17 protein-coding genes are annotated in these 18,705 nt (G+C 65.5%); 12 read left to right on the top strand and 5 right to left on the bottom strand.

All coding sequences use genetic code 11. From position 1 onward, the window contains the following. Positions 1 to 97 precede the first annotated feature (97 nt). Positions 98 to 2,884, bottom strand: a complete 2,787-nt coding sequence (ppc, locus tag G3545_RS28360; RefSeq protein ID WP_170017629.1) for a phosphoenolpyruvate carboxylase — start codon at positions 2,882 to 2,884, stop codon at positions 98 to 100. A gap of 293 nt (positions 2,885 to 3,177) precedes the next feature. Here ppc and G3545_RS28355 point away from each other — a divergent pair, with 293 nt between their 5' ends. From G3545_RS28355 to G3545_RS28345, 3 genes are all read left to right on the top strand, one after another. Continuing rightward, a complete protein-coding gene (locus G3545_RS28355) occupies positions 3,178 to 3,375 on the top strand; it encodes a hypothetical protein (RefSeq protein ID WP_170017628.1) in 198 nt (65 codons plus the stop codon). 507 nt (positions 3,376 to 3,882) lie between these two features. Beyond that, positions 3,883 to 4,902, top strand: coding sequence for a TIM44-like domain-containing protein (locus G3545_RS28350; protein WP_170017627.1), 1,020 nt, complete (start codon positions 3,883 to 3,885; stop codon positions 4,900 to 4,902). A 171-nt stretch (positions 4,903 to 5,073) separates the two neighbouring features. Next, positions 5,074 to 6,174, top strand: a complete 1,101-nt coding sequence (locus G3545_RS28345; RefSeq protein WP_170017626.1) for an acyltransferase — start codon at positions 5,074 to 5,076, stop codon at positions 6,172 to 6,174. 17 nt (positions 6,175 to 6,191) lie between these two features. Here the strand turns inward: G3545_RS28345 and G3545_RS28340 are convergent, their stop codons facing one another. Next, positions 6,192 to 6,572, bottom strand: a complete 381-nt coding sequence (locus G3545_RS28340) for a DUF805 domain-containing protein (protein ID WP_170017625.1) — start codon at positions 6,570 to 6,572, stop codon at positions 6,192 to 6,194. 87 nt (positions 6,573 to 6,659) lie between these two features. Further along, positions 6,660 to 9,227 carry an excinuclease ABC subunit UvrB gene (gene uvrB, locus G3545_RS28335; protein WP_170017624.1) on the bottom strand — a complete coding sequence of 856 codons (2,568 nt, stop codon included), beginning with the start codon at positions 9,225 to 9,227 and terminating at the stop codon, positions 6,660 to 6,662. Between the two features lie 275 nt (positions 9,228 to 9,502). On the opposite strand from uvrB, the gene G3545_RS28330 reads away from it, so the two are divergent. The 9 genes from G3545_RS28330 to G3545_RS28290 all read left to right on the top strand — a co-directional run bounded on the left by G3545_RS28330 (position 9,503) and on the right by G3545_RS28290 (position 16,396). Beyond that, complete coding sequence (locus tag G3545_RS28330; RefSeq protein WP_170017623.1) at positions 9,503 to 10,189, top strand: isochorismatase family cysteine hydrolase; 687 nt, start codon at positions 9,503 to 9,505, stop codon at positions 10,187 to 10,189. A gap of 49 nt (positions 10,190 to 10,238) precedes the next feature. Continuing rightward, entirely contained in the window at positions 10,239 to 11,855 is a 1,617-nt protein-coding gene (locus G3545_RS28325; RefSeq protein ID WP_170017622.1) for a regulator, read from the top strand. Positions 11,856 to 12,058: 203 nt separating this feature from the next. Beyond that, positions 12,059 to 12,571, top strand: coding sequence for a peptidoglycan-binding protein (locus G3545_RS28320; RefSeq protein ID WP_170017621.1), 513 nt, complete (start codon positions 12,059 to 12,061; stop codon positions 12,569 to 12,571). 76 nt (positions 12,572 to 12,647) lie between these two features. Next, the gene (locus G3545_RS28315) at positions 12,648 to 13,001 is read left to right on the top strand and encodes a cupin domain-containing protein (protein ID WP_170017620.1); all 354 of its coding nucleotides are present in this window, start codon (positions 12,648 to 12,650) and stop codon (positions 12,999 to 13,001) included. A gap of 319 nt (positions 13,002 to 13,320) precedes the next feature. After that, positions 13,321 to 13,818 carry a hypothetical protein gene (locus G3545_RS28310; RefSeq protein WP_170017619.1) on the top strand — a complete coding sequence of 166 codons (498 nt, stop codon included), beginning with the start codon at positions 13,321 to 13,323 and terminating at the stop codon, positions 13,816 to 13,818. Beyond that, a complete protein-coding gene (locus G3545_RS28305) occupies positions 13,815 to 14,471 on the top strand; it encodes a ribonuclease T2 (RefSeq protein WP_246702603.1) in 657 nt (218 codons plus the stop codon). Before G3545_RS28310 ends, G3545_RS28305 begins: the two co-directional genes overlap by 4 nt. Before the next feature lie 16 nt (positions 14,472 to 14,487). Next, positions 14,488 to 15,351, top strand: coding sequence for a 23S rRNA (adenine(2030)-N(6))-methyltransferase RlmJ (rlmJ, locus tag G3545_RS28300; RefSeq protein WP_170017617.1), 864 nt, complete (start codon positions 14,488 to 14,490; stop codon positions 15,349 to 15,351). Positions 15,352 to 15,471: 120 nt separating this feature from the next. Beyond that, positions 15,472 to 15,687: a cold-shock protein gene (locus tag G3545_RS28295; RefSeq protein ID WP_206151476.1), complete on the top strand. Its 216-nt coding sequence runs from the start codon at positions 15,472 to 15,474 to the stop codon at positions 15,685 to 15,687. 100 nt (positions 15,688 to 15,787) lie between these two features. Continuing rightward, the gene (locus tag G3545_RS28290; protein ID WP_170017616.1) at positions 15,788 to 16,396 is read left to right on the top strand and encodes a glutathione S-transferase family protein; all 609 of its coding nucleotides are present in this window, start codon (positions 15,788 to 15,790) and stop codon (positions 16,394 to 16,396) included. Positions 16,397 to 16,546: 150 nt separating this feature from the next. On the opposite strand, the gene G3545_RS28285 is transcribed toward G3545_RS28290, so the two are convergent. Continuing rightward, positions 16,547 to 17,329 (bottom strand): outer membrane protein, encoded by a 783-nt coding sequence (locus G3545_RS28285; RefSeq protein ID WP_170017615.1) that lies wholly within the window; start codon positions 17,327 to 17,329, stop codon positions 16,547 to 16,549. A 323-nt stretch (positions 17,330 to 17,652) separates the two neighbouring features. Then, positions 17,653 to 18,309: an outer membrane protein gene (locus tag G3545_RS28280; RefSeq protein WP_246702602.1), complete on the bottom strand. Its 657-nt coding sequence runs from the start codon at positions 18,307 to 18,309 to the stop codon at positions 17,653 to 17,655. Positions 18,310 to 18,705 lie beyond the last annotated feature (396 nt).

The following is an 18,705-nucleotide window of genomic DNA, read 5'->3' as shown; positions in this document are numbered from 1 at the left end:
GATGTTGAAGCAGCGGGCGTTCATCGGGGTGGACATCCTTCGAGGCTCGCTGCGCTCGCGCCTCAGGATGACGTGGCTCTCGATCTTTCCCCGCCCCTCACCCGCTATTGCGCAGCCCCGCCGAAATCCCGTTGATCGTCAGCTGTATCCCCTGCAGCACCCGCTCGTCGGTGTCGCTGGAACGGTACTTCCTGAGCAGCCCGACCTGCACATGGTTCAGCGGGTCGATATAGGGGAAGCGGTTGCGGATGGAGCGGTCGAGCAGCGGATTGCTGCCGAGCAGCTTGCTCTGCTCGGCGATCTTCAGCAGCGCCTCGATCGCGTCCTGATGCTCCACCCGGATGCGCCCGAAGATGCTCTCGCGCAGCGCCCGGTCCTCCACCAGCTCGGCATAGCGCGAGGCGATGGCGATGGAGCTCTTGGAGAGCACCATGTCCATGTTGGAGAGCTGAGTGCGGAAGAACGGCCACTCGCGATACATTTCCTGCAGCAACGGCAGCCCGTCCGGACGTTTCTCCAGCCATTGATTGACCGCCGAGCCGAAGCCGTACCAGCCCGGCAGCATCAGCCGGCATTGCGCCCAGGAGAACACCCAGGGAATGGCGCGCAGATCGTCGATGCGCCGCGTCTTCTTTCGTGAGGCCGGACGCGAGCCGATGTTCAGCGTCGCGATCTCGTTGATGACGGTGGATTCCCAGAAATAGTCCTCGAAGCGCGGGGTCTCGTAGACGAGGTTGCGATAGGCGGCGAAGGCGGCGTTGGAGAGATCGTCCATCACCGAGAGATATTCGTCGCGCGGCGCCTTGGCGTCGCCGGAGAGCAGCGTGGCCTCCAGCGTCGCGGCGGCGAGGATTTCGAGATTGCCGCGACCGACCGCCGGGTTGGAATATTTGGACGAGATGATCTCGCCCTGCTCGGTGATGCGCAGCTGGCCCTGCACCGCCCCGCCCGGCTGGGCGAGGATGGCGTCATAGCTCGGCCCGCCGCCGCGCCCGACCGAGCCGCCGCGGCCATGGAACAGCCGCAGCCCGACGCCGTGGCGCTTGAACACCTCGATCAGCTCGATCTCGGCCTTGTAGAGTTCCCAGCCCGAGGTGACGAAGCCGCCATCCTTGTTGCTGTCGGAATAGCCGAGCATGACTTCCTGCATGCCACCGCGGCTGTCGACCAGCTTGCGGTATTCCGGCAGGCGGAAGGTCTGCTCCATCACCTTGGCGGCATTGCGCAAATCGCCGATGGTCTCGAACAGCGGCACGATGTCGATGGCGCTGGAGCCGGCCGGGTCGACCAGGCCGACCTCCTTCAGGAGCAGCGCCACCTCCAGCATGTCGGAGACGCTCTCCGCCTTGGAGATGATGCAGGTGTGCATCGCCTGCGGGCCATAGATGCTGTGGATGCGGGCGCAGGTGCGCAGCATGTCCAGCTCGCCGACCGTCTCGGTGGAATATTTGGCGAAGGGCGAGGTCAGCGGCCGCGCCGTGGTCAGTTCGCGCAGCAGCATGGCGACCCGGGTGCCTTCCGGCAGGCCCGAATAATTGGTGCCGGGCGACGCCACCTCGAACAGCTCGGCAACGCAGCGTTCATGCACATCCGAGCTCTGGCGCGAATCGAGGATGGCGAGGTGGAAGCCGAAACAATCCAACGCCCGGCGCAGCGCGCGCAGCTTGCCGCGGGCAATGGCGCCGGACTTGTTGGCCTTCAGCGAGCGGTCGATGACGTCGAGATCGGCCTTGAACTCGGCAGCCGAAGCATAAGGCGGCGCGTTCGGCGCTTCGGTGATACCGGCGAGGTCCGCCACTTCGAGCCGGAACGCCGTCGACTTGAGCCGTGCCGCGATGGTGGTGACGGCGAGCCGATAGGGCTCGTTGCGCCGATGCGGCGAATGGTCGGGCGAGCTGTCGACCAGCGCCAGCAATTCGTCGGAAACCTTGACGCGGATGGTGCTGATGGAAAGCTCGGAACCCAGCGCCAGCAACTCGTCGAGATAGAAGCGCACCGCGATCGAGCTTTGCAGCCGCATGGTCTGCTTGGTGACATCTGAGGTGACGAACGGATTGCCGTCGCGATCGCCGCCGATCCAGCTCCCGGTGCGCACGAAGCAGCCGACCTCCGGCGCATCCTCGCGCCCCTCGATGGCGGCGAGCCGGTCCTCCAGTGCCGCATAGAGCCGCGGCAGCTCGCGCAGGAAAGTGGCGTCGTAATAGGACAGGCCGTTCGCCACCTCGTCGAGCACGGTCAGCTTGGTCTTGCGCAGCAGATTGGTCTGCCACAGCGTGAGCACCCGGCGGCGCAGTTCCTCTGAGATGGCATCGAGTTCCTCCGGCGTCGGGGCGAGCCGCGAGCGCTCGGCGAGCAGTTCGGCGATGCGTGCCTCGTGCGTCATGGTGGAGCGCCGCCGCACCTCGGTCGGATGAGCGGTCAGCACCGGGCTCGCCAAGCCCTTGGAGAAGAAGTTGCGCAATTCGGCAACGGAAATGCCCGCCGCGCGGGCATGGGTCAGCGCGTGCTCCAGAGTTCCCGGCCGCGGCCCGGCGCCGCTCGCCTTGTCGGCACGGGTGCGGCGCAGCAGATGCTGGTCTTCCGCGATGTTGGCGAGATGCGAAAAATAGCTGAAGGCACGGACCAGGGTGATGGTCTGGTCCGGGCCGAGGCCGTTGAGCATCAGCTCCAGCTCGTGCCGCGCGCCTTCATCCTCCTCGCGATGGAAGCGCGCCGAGACGCGGCGCACCTGTTCCACCAGGGAGAACATGGCCTCCCCTTCCTGGTCGCGCAGCGTGTCGCCGAGCACACGGCCCAACATGCGGATCTCGTCACGCAGCGAGAGATCGAGATCGCCTTCGGTGTCGGCATCGGCGGGCTTGGCAATGGAAAGGGCGACTGACATGGCGACACGCTCCGGCTGATGCGACGAACGTAGCAATTAACATGCCGCCGGTTGCAAGGGACGCCCCGCGAGCCGCGGCCATTTGATGCCACGACAAATCCTTGTTCCGCCCCATCCGCGCCGCGAAGCTGAACCGATCGGCGACTTATCTGAACGGGCCGCTCAGCAAGCGTTCAGTGCCGTCCCTATATAAGGGCCCTTGTTCGAGTGGCGGACACAAAGTGTGACGACGGTCACCGACGACGGAACGGACCGGCTCCACAGTGCCCGCATTGCGTTTCGAGGAGGCTGGAATGGCCAGGGCTTCGACCAGGATCGTGAACCGCGGCGAGAGTGTCGCCGCCACCGCCGAGCGCTCGCGCGCGCACTACACGGCACCAACCTTGCGCGCCGACGCTACCGACGCGCCAGAGCGTGCCGCCGTGAAGCGCCCAACCAGTTCAGCGCCCGCAGGCTCGATCGCAGCCATCGAATTCGTGCTCGGCTTCTGAGCACCGGCGCGCACCAAAGCGCCCGCTCGCCGTCCTTCCCGGACAAGCAGGTTCAAAACGAGTCCCACCCCGCCACGGTGCGCGGCGAGGTGCGATGGCTCTCTCCGGATGTGTCGGGTCGCGAAGCAGCTTCTCAGGAAATGCCGAGAAGCAGCAGGGCACCGGGCAGCAGAAGCGGCGAAAGCCCAAGCACGAGATTGATGCAGATACGGGCCATGAAGCACTACGCCCGTTTCCGGGGCGTTCCCTGTCTCGAAGACCGATGCGCCGACGCTGTCTCGCGCCTGACGTCCGCCGTTCGTGCAACCGAAGCTGTCCCCAATTAGTTTCCAGTTTATTTCCAAACCCGCTGCGAATGTAACACATTGTGAACGTGGTTACGAATTTCTTTCTTGCGTGTGGTTTCAATGATTCGTGCGCAGCAGCGCGTGACAAAACCTCTCCCACACCCCATATGAGATGACGTTGCGGCAAGTCGTATGTTGCCGCGTCATGGATATGGAACAGATGCTTCGCTCCTCGAAATCCACCGGTGTTCGTCGCACCTCGCTGCGCGTCGCGCTCGCGGCGTTGGTCCTCGCTGCCGGCACCATGGTCGCTGCCGACAATGCCGATGCCCGCGTCGGGCGCGGTGGCAGTTTCGGCAGCCGCGGCACCCGCACCTGGTCGACCCCGGCGCCGACCCCGACGGCGCCGACCGCACAGCCGATGCAGCGTTCCGCCACCCCGAACCAGCCCACACAGCCCGGCATGAACACCGCAGCGCCGCGCCAGCAGCCCGGCGGCGGCTTTTTCAACCGGCCCGGCTTCATGGGCGGGCTGATGGGCGGCCTGCTCGGCGCTGGCCTGTTCGGCCTGCTGATGGGCTCCGGCTTCTTCTCCGGCCTCGGCAGCCTGTCCGGCATTCTCGGCCTGCTGCTGCAGGTCGGGCTGATCTTCATCGTGGTGCGCCTCGTCATGGGCTGGCTGCGCTCGCGCAACCAGCCGTCCTATGCCGGCGGGCCGCGCCCCGACACGATGAACCGCGACGCCTATGAAGGCGGCGCGCCAGCTGCCGGCAGCACCGGTGCCGCCAGCGCGGCACCCGGCCGCTTCGGCTTCAATACCGGCCCGCGCGGCAAGCCGCTGAAGCTCCAGGGCAGCGACTTCGACGCCTTCGAGCACACGCTCACCGAGGTGCAGACCGCCTATGGCAAGGATGACCGCCCTGCCCTGCAGCGCCGGCTGACGCCGGAGATGTTCGGCTACATCTCGGAGGAGCTGGACGAACTTGCCCGCGACGGGCTGGTCAACCGGCTCGAGGACATCAAGCTGCTGCAGGGTGACCTATCGGAAGCCTGGAACGAGGATGGCGAGGACTACGCCACCGTCGCCATGCGCTACCAGCTGAAGGACGCCGTGGTCGACCGCGCCACCGGCCGTCTGGTGCAGGGCGATCTCGACCGGCCGACCCAGGCCGCCGAGTTCTGGACCTTCACCCGCCGCCCCGGCGGCGAGTGGGCGGTAAGCGCCATCCAGCAGACCTGATCACAAGGGGCGCGCGGTTCGCCGCGCGCCCTCTTTTATTTGACGTAACGGCACTCGATACTTCGTATAATTTGTTTCTAATTTTTAACTAACTCGCCAAGCGCGCCTTTCGTTAGCGGACGAACATCCTTACAAACCAACGGTGCAAGTCACCCTTGGCGGATGTTCGGAATGCAGGCGACCCGGCCGGCTCTTCTCCAGAACCTGCAACTACTCCGCATCCTCGTCGCGGTGCAGGTGGTCTATGGCCATGCCTTGCACGAGGCGGTCGAGTTGTTCCACATGCCGCAGCCGATGGATCCGTTCTCGCAGATGAACCGGATCGATATCTTCTTCGTCATCAGCGGCTTCGCGACCTTCTATGCCAGCCGCGGCCAGTTCGGTGGCGCCGGCGAAGGCGCCCGCTTCCTGCGCCGCCGCCTGACGCGCCTGATACCGCTCTACTGGCTGTTCACCGGCCTGATGGTGCTGGCGATGTTCCTGTTCTCCGGCGAGGTCGCGCACGCCTCCTTCAGCGTCGAGCATCTTCTCGCCTCGCTGTTCTTCGTGCCCTGGCCGAACCAGGACGGCGAGACGCTGCCCATCCTCATCCTGGGCTGGACGCTGAATTATGAGATCCTGTTCAGCGTGCTGTTCGCGATGGCGCTCACCTTGCCGCTTCGCGCCGGCATGATCCTGATTACCGGCATCATCGCCCTCGCCGCGCTGGCCTACCCGTTCGTGCCTGAGCATGTCTGGGTGCTGAAATACTGGAGCAACCCGGTGATGCTGGAGTTCGTCTTCGGCATGGGGCTGGCCGGCCTGTTCATGCGCGGAGCGCGGCTGAGCCGGAGCCAGGGCGTACTGCTCGCGCTCGGCGGCTTCGCGCTGCTGCTGGCGGTCACTGCGTGGCCCGATCGCTCCTTGCCGCTACGCTTCATCTGGGCCGGCATTCCCGCAGCGATGATCTGCGCCGGCTTCGCCTTCGCGCCGCAGCCGACCACCAGGCACTGGCTCTATGACCGCGCCGCCAAGACCGCTGCGGCAGGCTATGTGCTCTATCTGGCGCACCCGTTCGTCATCAACATCGTCGCGCTGGCGTGGCGGAAGGCAGCGCTCGGCTCGATGGCCGGCTCGATGCTGCTGTTCGTCCCCGTCACGCTGATGGCGTCGGTGGCGCTGGCCGTCGTCGCGCATCGCTGGCTGGAAAAGCCGTTGAACCGTTACCTCGACAAGCCGCGCCGGCCGCGGAGCGAACCCTCCGCATCCGGCGCCCTCGTCGCGGCGGAATAGGGCCGCCGGCGGTCGGGTCAGTGAACCACGGAGCCGAGCGGATCGGGCCCGAAGCGGTTCGAACCCGGCGTACCCCTGAAGCACCACCAGACCAGCAGCAGGATGAAGCCGATGCCGGTGAGCCCGAGCAACTGCCACCAGCCGGTGCGGTCAATGTCGTGCAAGCGCCGGGCGCCGACGGCGAGCGAGGGGATCAGCAAGGCAAGGCTCACCACGCCGCTGATCGGCGAGGCCACGGCGGCGAATTGGTAGCCGAACAGCGCCACGTCGAACACGCTGCCGACCAGACTGGCAAGCCAGGTAAACAACGCCCAGAACCAGAATTCCGAACGCGAAGCGCGCCCGGTGAAGTCGGCATACCGATTGAAGCCGGACGTGATCGCCTGCGTGAAGTTCATTTTGCCTACCCCCGGATACTCGACACCGGGAGTTGAAGCCGCACGGAATTTCTTGTCAACGTTGGGGCAATGTGCTTGCCGGCGCCGTCAGCGCCGGCTGCGCCGTCCGCCCTTCTTGTAGCCCTTGGTCATCGGGTCCGGTCGCTCCGGGCGGGTCCAGCCTTCGGGGCCAAGCGGCTCGGTGCGGTCGGTGCCGGGGCCCATATCGTCCAGCGACGGCTTGACAATGCGCGAGCCCGCCGACCGATCATTCTCACCGGGATCATAGGCGGCCTGGAGTTCCTCGGCGCGGATCGCCGCACCGGTGCGGGAGCTGCCGGATTTGCCACCCTTCCCTTTCGCCGGAAGGTTGGCGGCGCGGCCATATTTGCGCTCGCCGCGATAGCCGCCGGTGCGGTCGTCAATGGCGTCCTGCCGCGCCAGCGGATCGTCAGAGATGGCAAGCTCGGTGGCCTGCAGCCGCTTGATCTCGTCGCGCAGCCGCGCCGCCTGCTCGAAGTCGAGATCCGCCGCCGCTGCGCGCATGCGCTTCTCAAGATCCGCGATCACCGCCGCCAGATTGTGGCCATAGGCGGCGGGCGCTTCGGCCAGTCCCGAATCCACCGTGACGTGGTCGCGCTCATAGACGCTGTTGAGGATGTCGCCGATCGCCTTGCGCACGCTCTCCGGCGTGATGCCATGCTCGGTGTTCCACGCCACCTGCTTGTCGCGGCGGCGCTGCGTCTCCGCCATCGCCCGCTCCATCGAGCCGGTGACGTGGTCGGCATAGAGCACCACCCGGCCGTCGACGTTGCGCGCCGCGCGGCCGATGGTCTGCACCAGCGAGGTCTCGGAGCGCAGGAAGCCCTCCTTGTCGGCGTCGAGAATGGCGACCAGCGCGCATTCCGGGATGTCGAGACCCTCGCGCAGCAGGTTGATGCCGATCAGCGCATCGAACGCCCCGAGCCTGAGGTCGCGGATGATCTCGATGCGCTCGATGGTGTCGATGTCCGAATGCATGTAGCGCACACGGATGCCGTTCTCGTGCAGATACTCGGTCAGGTCCTCGGCCATGCGCTTGGTGAGCACCGTCACCAGCGTGCGGTAGCCTTTCGCCGCGGTCGCCCGCACCTCGCCGAGCAGGTCGTCGACCTGGGTGCGCGCCGGGCGCACTTCCACGGGCGGATCGACCAGTCCGGTCGGACGGATCACCTGCTCGACGAACACGCCGCCGGTGCGGTCCATCTCCCATGGGCCAGGCGTTGCCGAGACATGCACGGTCTGCGGCCGCATCGCCTCCCATTCCTCGAAGCGCAGCGGCCGGTTGTCCATGCAGGACGGCAGGCGGAAGCCGTATTCCGCCAGCGTCGCCTTGCGGCGGAAGTCGCCGCGATACATGGCGCCGATCTGCGGAACGGTGACGTGGCTCTCGTCGACGAAGATCAGCGCATTGTCCGGCACATATTCGAACAGCGTCGGCGGCGGCTCGCCGGGGCGGCGGCCGGTCAGCCAGCGCGAATAGTTCTCGATGCCGGCGCAGGAACCGGTGGCCTCCATCATCTCGAGATCGAAGGTGCAGCGCTGATCGAGGCGCTGCGCCTCGAGATAGCGGCCCATGGCGTTCAGTTCTTCGAGCCGATGGCGCAACTCGTTCTTGATGCCGGTAATGGCCTGGATCAGCGTCGGGCGCGGCGTCACATAATGCGAGTTGGCATAGACCTTCACGAATTTCAGGTCTTGCGACTTCTGCCCGGTGAGCGGATCGAACTCCTGGATACTCTCCACTTCGTCGCCGAACAGCGAGACCCGCCAGGCCCGGTCCTCATAGTGCGCCGGGAAGATCTCGATGACGTCGCCGCGAACCCGGAAGGTGCCGCGGCCGAAATCGCCCTGGATGCGCTTGTATTGCAGGGCGACGAGGTCGGCCAATATGCCCCGTTGGTCGATGCGGTCGCCGACCGCGATCTTGAAGGTCATCGAGGCATAGGTCTCGACCGAACCGATACCATAGATGCAGGACACCGAGGCAACGATGATGACGTCGTCGCGCTCCAGCAGCGAGCGCGTCGCCGAGTGGCGCATGCGATCGATCTGCTCGTTGATCGACGATTCCTTCTCGATGAAGGTGTCGGTGCGCGGGACGTAGGCTTCCGGCTGGTAGTAGTCATAGTACGAGACGAAATACTCGACCGCATTGTCCGGGAAGAAGCTCTTGAACTCGCCATAGAGCTGCGCCGCCAGCGTCTTGTTCGGCGCCAGCACCAGGGCCGGGCGCTGCACCCGTTCGATGACATTGGCCATGGTGAAGGTCTTGCCGGAGCCGGTGACGCCGAGCAGCACCTGGTCGCGCTCGCCCTGGTTCGCCGCGACCACCAGTTCGTCGATCGCGTGCGGCTGGTCGCCGTTCGGCGTGTAGTCCGACTTGATGACGAAAGGCACGCCGCCTTCGGACTTCTCCGGGCGCGAGGGGCGGTGCGGCATCCACACCTGACCGTCGACCTCGGGGCGACCGGTCTCGATCAGCGCCGAGAGCGCGGCGACGGTGGCGGAGGCGCCGGAGGTCGGGGCCACGCCGAGCTTCTCGGCGAGCTTCGGGTCCAGCGTGGCGGCGTGCGCGGGTTCGAAGGCGCGCTGCGAGCGCTCTCCGAATCCGCCGGGTCTGGCGGCTTTGGGCATGGCGGGAATATGGGACGCCTTCTTCAATGGGAAAAGGGGGCACCTGTGCGCCCAGATGTGCGCGAGGCGCGCCGTCTCTCTAGGCAAACTCGTCACAGTTTCTAGGCAGGTACGATTGGACGCGGACCTCATCCCTCAAATCGATCGCACATTTTCAATGCCTTAGACAGATGTGGGCAAATAATCGGCAATGGCACACCTCATGCATACGACATTGTATGCATGGCGGCGCCATCGGCTGCCGCCTCCGGACATCCAGCCAAGCGGAGCCGCCCATGACACTGCTCAGCCTTGCCGCCGAACCCGCGCCGCTCGCCTTCGATCCGGCACGCACCGCGCTGGTCATCATCGACATGCAGCGCGACTTCCTGGAGCCCGGCGGCTTCGGCGAGACGCTGGGCAATGACGTGTCGCTGCTGCAGGCTGCGGTCGGGCCCTGCAAGCGGGCGCTGGGCGTGGCGCGCGCCAATGGCATGCTGGTCATCCACACCCGCGAAGGCCACCGCCCGGACATGGCCGACGCGCCGCCGGCCAAGGTCGAGCGCGGCGCGCCGACCGCGCGCATCGGCTGCGCCGGCCCGATGGGCCGCATCCTGATCCGCGGCGAGGACGGCCACGACATCATCCCGGAGCTTTATCCGCTTCCCGGCGAGCCGGTGCTCGACAAGCCCGGCAAGGGCGCCTTTTACCAGACCGACCTCGAACTGATGCTGAAGAACCGCGGCATCGACACGCTGCTGGTGTGCGGCGTCACCACCGAGGTCTGTGTCCACACCACCATCCGCGAGGGCAATGACCGCGGCTATCGCTGCGTGGCGATGGCCGATTGTTGCGCCTCCTATTTCCCGGAGTTCCACCGCGTCGGCCTCGAGATGATCAAGGCCCAGGGCGGCATCTTCGGCTGGGTCTCGAATTCCGTCGCCTTCGCGAGCGCGCTCGGCGCGGAAGCGAAAGCAGCGTGACGACGACGCGTGCGCATCGAGTGACAGCAACACACGGGGGACAATGGCGATGAGCGCGAGCGAGATGACACCGATTTCACCGGCCCGCATGGGGATGCGGCCGATGATCTGGACCAAGGGCGACTGGAACGCCCTGTTCGGCTTCGGCACCAACATCCTGGTCAACATGCTGGTGCTGACCGGCCTGCTGCAGTTCGTGCTGAAGATGCCGCCGGAGATCGTGTTCGGCCGCATCCTGCCGGCGGTCGGGCTGATGATGTTCCTGTCCACCGCCTATTACGCCTTCCTCGCCTGGCAGTTGGCGAAGAAGACCGGCCGCGAAGATGTCTGCGCGCTGCCCTCCGGCATTTCCGTGCCGCACATGTTCGTCGTCACCTTCGTCATCATGCTGCCCATCGGCGCCTCCACCGGCGATCCGGTCCAGGGCTGGGAAGCCGGCCTGGTCTGGGTGTTCTTCCAGAGCTTCATCCTGATGATCGGAGGCTTCGTTGCCCCCTACATCCGCCGCATCACGCCCCGCGCCGCGCTGCTCGGCACGCTGGCCGGCGTGTCCGTCGCCTTCATCTCGATGCGCCCGGCCTTCGAGATCTTCACCACGCCGGTGATCGGCCTCACCTGCCTCGCCATCATATTGGCGAGTTGGTTCGGCGGCGTGCGCTATCCAAAGGGCATCCCGGCCGGCCTCATCGCCATTGCGGTCGGCATGATCATCGCCTGGGGCTCGAACCTCTTCGGGCTCGGCTATGGCGGCATGAGTCTGGAAAAGCTCGGCGCCTCGGTGGCGAATTTCGGCTTCGAGATCCCGATGCCGGCCATCGACCACGTGTTCCACGGCTTCAAATATCTCGGCGTGATCCTCGTCACCGCCATTCCGTTCGGCATCTATGACCTCGTCGAGGCCATGGACAATGTCGAGAGCGCGGAAGCCGCCGGCGACCACTATCCGACGACGCGGGTGCTCACCGCCGACGGCGTGGTCAGCCTGATCGGCTGTCTGATGGGCAACCCCTTCATCAACGCCGTGTACATCGGCCATCCCGGCTGGAAGTCGATGGGCGGGCGCATCGGTTATTCGCTGGCGACCGGCGTCGCGGTGATCCTGCTGGCCTGGTGCGGCATCATCGCCGTGCTGCTGGCGCTGATCCCGGTCGTCGCGATCTCGCCGATCCTGCTCTATATCGGCATGCTGATCGGCGCGCAGGCGTTCCAGACCACGCCGATCAAGCACGCCCCCGCCATCGTGCTGGCGCTCACACCGCATCTCGCCGCCTGGGCCAAGCTGCTGATCGACAATTCCCTCGCCGTCGCCGGCACCTCGGCGCACGCGCTCGGCATGGAGAAGCTTGGCGCCGTCGGCGTGCTCTATCACGGGCTGGAGATCATGGGCGGCGGCGCCATTCTGGTCGGGCTGGTGCTCGGCGCCATCGGCGTCTTCGTCATCGAGCGGAAATTCACCCACGCCGCGGCCTTCGCGCTGGCCGGGGCGGTGCTCACCTTCTTCGGCTTCATGCATGGCGAGATGGTGGGCATCGCGGTGACGCCCGGCGTATCGCTCGCCTATCTCGTGGTCGCCGGCTTCCTGTTCGGCTGCGCCAAATATGCCGCCGTCGACACGGTGGATGAAGCACCGATGATGGAGGGCGCCCACCCAGCTCCCGCCGAATAGGCGCGGTTCGCAGCCGCGAAGATCTCCTGCGCGTGCGTACTTGTGAGCGTATCTGGGGGTGCCGGAAGGCACCCCTCCCTTTTCATGAAATACACCTTGAAACCACGGCGTTCCGGCTACCCCGTTCCTCCTGTCGCAAAGCTGTGCTCTCATCCAGCCCTCGCGACGGCCGTGGGCCGTCATCAGTGTGGAGGGGCGACCCGATGTCGATACTCAAGAAAGGGCTCTCTGGCGAGCCGGTGAAGGTGCTCCAGGAGAAGCTCGGCGTTCCCGCGGACGGCGAGTTCGGTCCCAAGACAGAGGAGGCGTTGAAGGCGTACCAGAAGGATCACGGCCTCGCGGTGGACGGCATTGCCGGCCCCGACACCTTCACCGCCATGGGCCTCTATGAGCTGGTCCTGCTCGGCGTCGGCTCTTCGGGCGACGCGGTGAAGAAGCTGCAGGCGGCGATCGGCGTCACCGCCGACGGCAAGTTCGGCCCCGGCACGCAGAAGGCGGTTAAGGAATACCAGTCCAAGAATGGCCTGGATGTCGACGGCTTCGCCGGCCCGGCAACGCTGGCCAAGCTCGCCATCTTCAAGGAGATCACGCCGGCGACGGTGTCGAAGTCGCAGATCACGCCCGGCGCCGCGCCGGCGACAGCTTCCGCCACCGGCTCCGAGGAAGCGGCTCCGGCGAAGAGCATCTGGTCGACCATCAAGGGCTTCTTCAGCTGATCGGCTGACGCGCCCGCCGCTATACCGTACGGCGAGGGCCTGGATGGCTCTCGCCGTACCTTTTTCGGAGATCCTTATGTCCTTCCTGCTGCGCTTCGACCCGGATCGTCTCGGCCCACCGGAAGAGACTGCGCCATTGCCCGAGCGCATCGTCTCCGGCGATCCCCGCCATCTGACCTGGAATTTCGAGACCCTTCCCGACGGCGCCCTGTTCGCCGGCATCTGGGAATCGAGTCCCGGCGCCTGGCGAGTCGATTATGAGGAGTGGGAGTTCTGTTCGCTGCTCTCGGGCGTCTCCATCCTGCACGAGGACGGCGAACCGCCGGTGCGCCTCGAAGCCGGCGACAGCTTCGTGCTGCGTCCCGGCTTCAAGGGCGTCTGGGAAGTCGTCGAGACCACGCGCAAGCTCTACGTGATCCGGCTGATTTGAATCGGAATATGAAGTCGGCAACGGAATCAGTTTGTCAGGAGGCCGGCTTTCTCCAGCGATTTCAGCACTCTGCCAGCAAATTCGGAATCACTTTTTCAGCACAGCTCTGCTTGAGCATCCTTCGAGGCCCGGCTCCGCCGGGCACCTCAGGATGACGTTCATCCGAGCCACGTCATCCTGAGGTGCGAACGCAGTGAGCCTCGAAGGATGCTCAAGCCGATCAGCACGCAACATTTTCCCGTACAGTGTTGCCGTGCCGTTATTGACCGCGCCGCAAGGGCGAAGCATCGTCCGCACAGGGGCTCGGAGAGTTACAGACATGCGCGCACGACTGACGGCACATCGCAGCACGCTGGCAAGGCGCAGCCTGGCCGCGCTCACCGGGGCCGCCTTGTTCCTCGCTTCCGCGGCCTCGGGCCAGGCGGCGAGTTTCCTCGAGAAGAATTTCTGGCTCTCCGGCCCGAACTTCGATGGCGACGTTCCCGCCTGCGACACGCCGGCAGCGCTGTCGCGCATCCAGGATCGCTTTTCCACCACCGAGGGCCGCTTCTGGAATTCGGCGCTCAAGATCGAATCCTTCGACAAGGTCCGCCAGGTCGCCTTCCGCCCCTGGGGCGAGGAGTATCAGCCGCGCCGCTACTGCGCCGCCCGCGCCTTCGTTTCCGACGGCACCCGCCCGCCGGTGAAGCACACCGTCTATTATTCCATCATCGAGGATGGCGGCTTCATCGGCTTCTCCTGGGGCGTGGAATGGTGCGTCGTCGGGCTCGACCGCGGCTGGGGCTATGCGCCGAACTGCAAGATGGCGCTGCCGTGAGACTGGTACTTCGGGCGCTCGCGCTGCTCGGACTGCTCGCATTCGCCGGTCCGGCATCGGCGCAGCAGAACGGCCAGCCGGGACGCTTCGACTATTACGTGCTCTCGCTGTCCTGGTCGCCGAGCTATTGCGCGAATGCCGGCGATCGGGCCGATCCCTCGCAGTGCCGGCGCGGCAAGCCGTTCGCCTTCGTGGTCCATGGCCTCTGGCCGCAATATGACCAGGGCTGGCCGCAGGACTGCCAGTACCCTGCCCCGCGCGTGCCGGAGGCGACGCTCCGGAGCATGCTCGACGTGATGCCGGGCCGCGGCCTCGTGCTGCACGAATGGCGCAAGCACGGCACCTGCTCCGGGCTCGATCCCGACGCCTATTTCGACGCGGTCCGCAACGCCCTCGGCAAGGTCACGATCCCCGGCCAGTTCCGCAATGTCACGCGGCCGATCACGACCTCGGCGCCGGAGGTGGAGAACGCCTTCCGCGTCGCCAATCCCGGGCTCGCCGCCGACATGATCGCGGTCAATTGCGAGGACGGCAGGGTCAGCGAGGTGCGGATCTGCATGGATCGCTCGCTCGGCTTCACCTCCTGCCCGGCCGTGGACCGCCGCGCCTGCCGCGCCGGCAAGATCACCATGCCGCCGATGCGGGGCGGCTGAGCGGACCCGGCTTTCGATGAACTACCGCCACGCCTTTCATGCCGGCAATTTCGCCGATGTGCTGAAGCACGTCGTACTTGCCCGCATTCTCACCTATCTCGCCAGGAAGGACGGCGCCTATCGCGTCATCGACACCCATGCCGGCGCCGGCCTCTATGACCTCTGGTCCGACGAGGCGCAGCGCACCGGCGAGTGGGAAGCCGGCGTCGGCGCCGTGCTGCGGGCCGCCCTGCCGCCCGAGGCCGAGGCGCTGCTGGCGCCGTGGCGCGCTGCGCTCGACGCTGCCAATCCGCAGGGCATCACCGACGGCCTGCCACGGCATTATCCGGGTTCGCCCTTGGTTGCGAAGGTGCTGTCCCGCCCGCAGGATCGGCTGGTCTGCTGCGAGACCGAGCCCGGCGTGCGCTCCGCGCTGGTCGAGGTGATGAAGGGCGACGCCCGCGCCAAGGTGCTGCCGGTGGATGGCTGGCAGGCGCTCGCCGCCTATGTGCCGCCCAAGGAGCGGCGTGGCGTCGTGCTGGTCGATCCGCCCTTTGAACAGGCCGGCGAGTTCCACCGCCTCGCCGAGGGCCTCAAGACCGCGCATGGCCGCTGGCCGGGCGGCGTGTTCGCGCTGTGGTATCCGATCAAGGACATACGCGCGGTCGATGCGTTTCGCCGTGAGATCGCCCACGCCCAGATCCCGAAGACGCTGCGCATCGAGCTCGACATCTATGCGACACGACAGGCCGACAGGCTCTCCGGCTGCGGCATGATCGTGGTCAATCCGCCCTTCACGCTGGCGGATGAGCTGCGGGTGATCCTGAACGCCCTTGCCCCGGTGCTCGCCGCGGACGGCAAGGGGCGGGTGCGGGTCGGCTGGCTGATGCCGGAGCATTGAGCGCGGCGACGCGTCGAGCGCAAGGAAGCAACGCGGCGCGGCACCGGTTTTGCTTATCCGACCCTGCGGATGTTCGGCCCGGCGGGCGAGCACCCGAACGTGGGTGAGGAGCAGGGCACGATGGCGATGCAGGGGACCGTCAAATTCTTCAACACTGAAAAGGGGTACGGCTTCATCCGCCCGGACGACGGCGGTCGGGATGTCTTCGTGCATGTCTCGGCGGTCACGCGTTCCGGGCTCGGCAGCCTCAATGAGGGGCAGCGTGTGAGCTTCGAGATCGAACCCGACAAGCGCGGCAAGGGCCCCAAGGCCGTCGATATTCAACCCGCCGACTGAACGCCCGCTGAGCCTGGATAGAAAACCGTCGCGCACGGCACTCGCGCGGCGTATGAGGCGTGCGCTCCTTTTCCCGGCCGCTTCATCGAGGTTCCGCGCCATGCAGCTTCGCTCTTCCCCGCCCTCCCCGTTCGGCCGCAAGGTCAAGATCGGCGCCGTCCTGTGCGGCGTGCACCTCGATATCGTCCCGGCCGATACCAATAATCCGGACGACAGCCTGCGCGGGCAGAACCCGCTCGGCAAGATCCCGGTGCTGCTGCGCGAAGGCGCGGTGCCGCTCTATGATTCGCGCGTGATCCTGGAATTCCTCGACGCCGAGGCCGGCGGCGGGCGCATCCTGCCGACCGCCGGCGAGCCGCGCTTTATTGTGCTCGGGACCCAGGCGCTCGCCGACGGCATCATGGATGCGGCGCTGCTGCAGATTTATGAGGCGCGCTACCGGCCCGAGGAGATCCGCAGCGAGAAGTGGCTCGACATGCAGGCCGGCAAGGTCGCCCGCGGGCTGAAGGCGTTCGAGGCCGCGCCTCCGGCAACCGCCGGTGTGTCCGCGGTAGCGGATACCGGCGAGATCGCTCTGGCCTGCGCGCTCGGCTATCTCGACCTGCGTTTTGCCGGCGTCTGGCGCGAGGACCATCCGGCACTGGTCGAGTGGCTCGACGGCTTCGCCGCGCGGGTGCCGGCCTATGAGGCGACGCGCGTTCCGGGGTGACGGACTGCCTCTACTTCCCTCTCCCCTCGAGGAGAGGGAAAACATCGCCGTCACGGCATGCAATTGCCGGTCAGCCTTTGTGGCAGACAAAAGAAAGAGGCCGGGGCGGACCAGCCCCGGCCTCGACAACCTCCCCCCGAGGCCCCACGCTCAGAACTTGTAGTTCACGCCCACTTTCAGGGTCTGCATGCTGAAGTCGAGATCATGCTCGTTGAACAGCCCGTCGAAGCTGGTCGAGCCGAGATCGGCATAGATGTATTCCGCCTTCATCGTCCAGTTGTCGGTGAAGGCATATTCGACGCCGCCGCCGAGCGCCCAGCCCCAATAGGTGTCGCTGTGCGACCCGGACCAGCCGGACAGGTTGTCGCCGTCGATGAAAGTGTTGCCCGAAACCTTCACGTTCGCCCAGGCGAGACCACCGGTGACGTAGGGCAGGAAGCGATCCATCGCATAGCCTAGGCGGGCGCGGATGGTGCCGAAAGTGTCGATCTTGGTGGTGTACTTGCCATAGACGCCGAAGTCGGCGTCATTGGCCGGCGTCGAGCCGAGATCGGTGACCGTGTAGCCGAAATTGTAGGTGCTCTTCATGTCGGCGAACTGGACGTCCGCCTCGAGGCCCAGCACGACATTGTTGTAGAACTGGTAATTGTAGCCGGCCTGGAGGCCGCCGAACCAGCCGTCCGGATCGCCGCTTCCCGAGGTGACCAAGCCGGTAATGATCGCGTAATCGCTGTTGTCATACGGCGAATAGCCGTTGGCGTCGCCCCAGCCATAGCCGACATTGGCGCCGATATAAAAGCCGGTCCAGGTGAACACCGGCACGACAGCCATCATCGGCGGGGCCTTGACCGGATAGCCCATGTCGGCGGCGAGCGCCGGCGAGGCCGCCAGGGCAAGAGCAATCGCGGTGCCGCCAAGAAGCTTGCGATACATGACTTACGTACTCCGTGTTTCGTTGCGAAGTACATAGGCCTTTGCCACAGCATTATCTATTGTAAAAAAGCAACACGCCAGGCACGTCGCCCCACACTAATGTAATGACAAAGTATATCATGCTTAATAACATCATAATCAATTATATAAATATTTAATAGATCGACTTTGACAGACGAGCAGAGCGCTAGGTTGGTTAATATCGCGCTAATATAATAGTCGAGCGAAGCAAAGAAACGAAAAGGCCCCGGGCCTTGCAGCCCGGGGCCTTGGATCATTCCCGCCGTGCGCCGACCCGACAGGGCCGACGGCGAGGAGCAGGATCAGAACTTGTAGTTGACGCCGATCCGCGCCGTGCTGGCCTTCAGCCCTGCGTCGTCGCCGATGCTGTCATAGAATTCGTCGCCGAGATCCATGTAGAGGTACTCGGCCTTCACCGTCCAGTTGTTGCTGAGCGCGTATTCGAGGCCACCGCCCACCGTCCAGCCGACATGGGTGTTGTCGGAGGTGATGCCGAGGTCGAGATTCTCGATCTCGTTGTGGCCCCAGGCGAGACCGCCGGTCAGATACGGCAGCACATTGTCGAACGCGTAGCCGATGCGGCCGCGGACGGTGCCGAAATAATCCATCTTGGAGCGGGTATCGAAGACGCCGTTATAGCCGGAGTCCTTGAGGTTCGAACCCTGGAAGTCGGCTTCGGCACCGAGCACGACATTATTGCCGAACTGATAGTTGAAGCCGACCTGACCACCGCCCAGGAAACCATCCGGGCTGAGATTGTCGATGCCTTCCTTGCCCGAACCCCAGCCATAGCCGGCATTGCCGCCGAGATAGAAGCCGGTCCAGCTGAAGGGCGGCGCGACCGCGACCAGCGGCGGGGCCTTCGTCGGATAGGGCTGCTGCATATCCGCGGCGAATGCCGGTGCTGCGCCAAGTAGCGAGGCTACGGCAACAGCCGCGGCGAGGGTCGTCTTCATCATGCTTACTCTCCGACCGTGATGGGCGAACTAACGCGAACAGACATTGGCCAACTGTGGGCAATGCGTCGGTGGTGGAGATAGAGGCGCAGCTTGGCATGTCGAGGGCTGGAATGCGGCAGAATAGGAAATGTGATCGTGGCGGCCCCGCCTCACGCAGCCGTGATGTCATGCTGCGCCGCCGCGTATACGCTGCATCTGCGTAGGTAATTACGGCCAGAAAAGCTCCCAATACGTCGCAACATTTCCGCCACGATCAACCGACGGCAAGCGGATGACTGTGGCATGGATGTTACAGAATGCCCCAATACCTGACGCAGCGTGGCCACTGCAACTTGTCCAGGTAGCACGCATTCGCCCTCGCAATAGCCGCGACCGGCGCCGGCAATGGACGCCGCT

The sequence above is a fragment of the Starkeya sp. ORNL1 genome (genome assembly GCF_012971745.1).
Lineage (GTDB): Bacteria > Pseudomonadota > Alphaproteobacteria > Rhizobiales > Xanthobacteraceae > Ancylobacter.
Note: the sequence above shows the minus strand (reverse complement) of the source record. Positions and strands in the feature narration are given on the sequence as shown.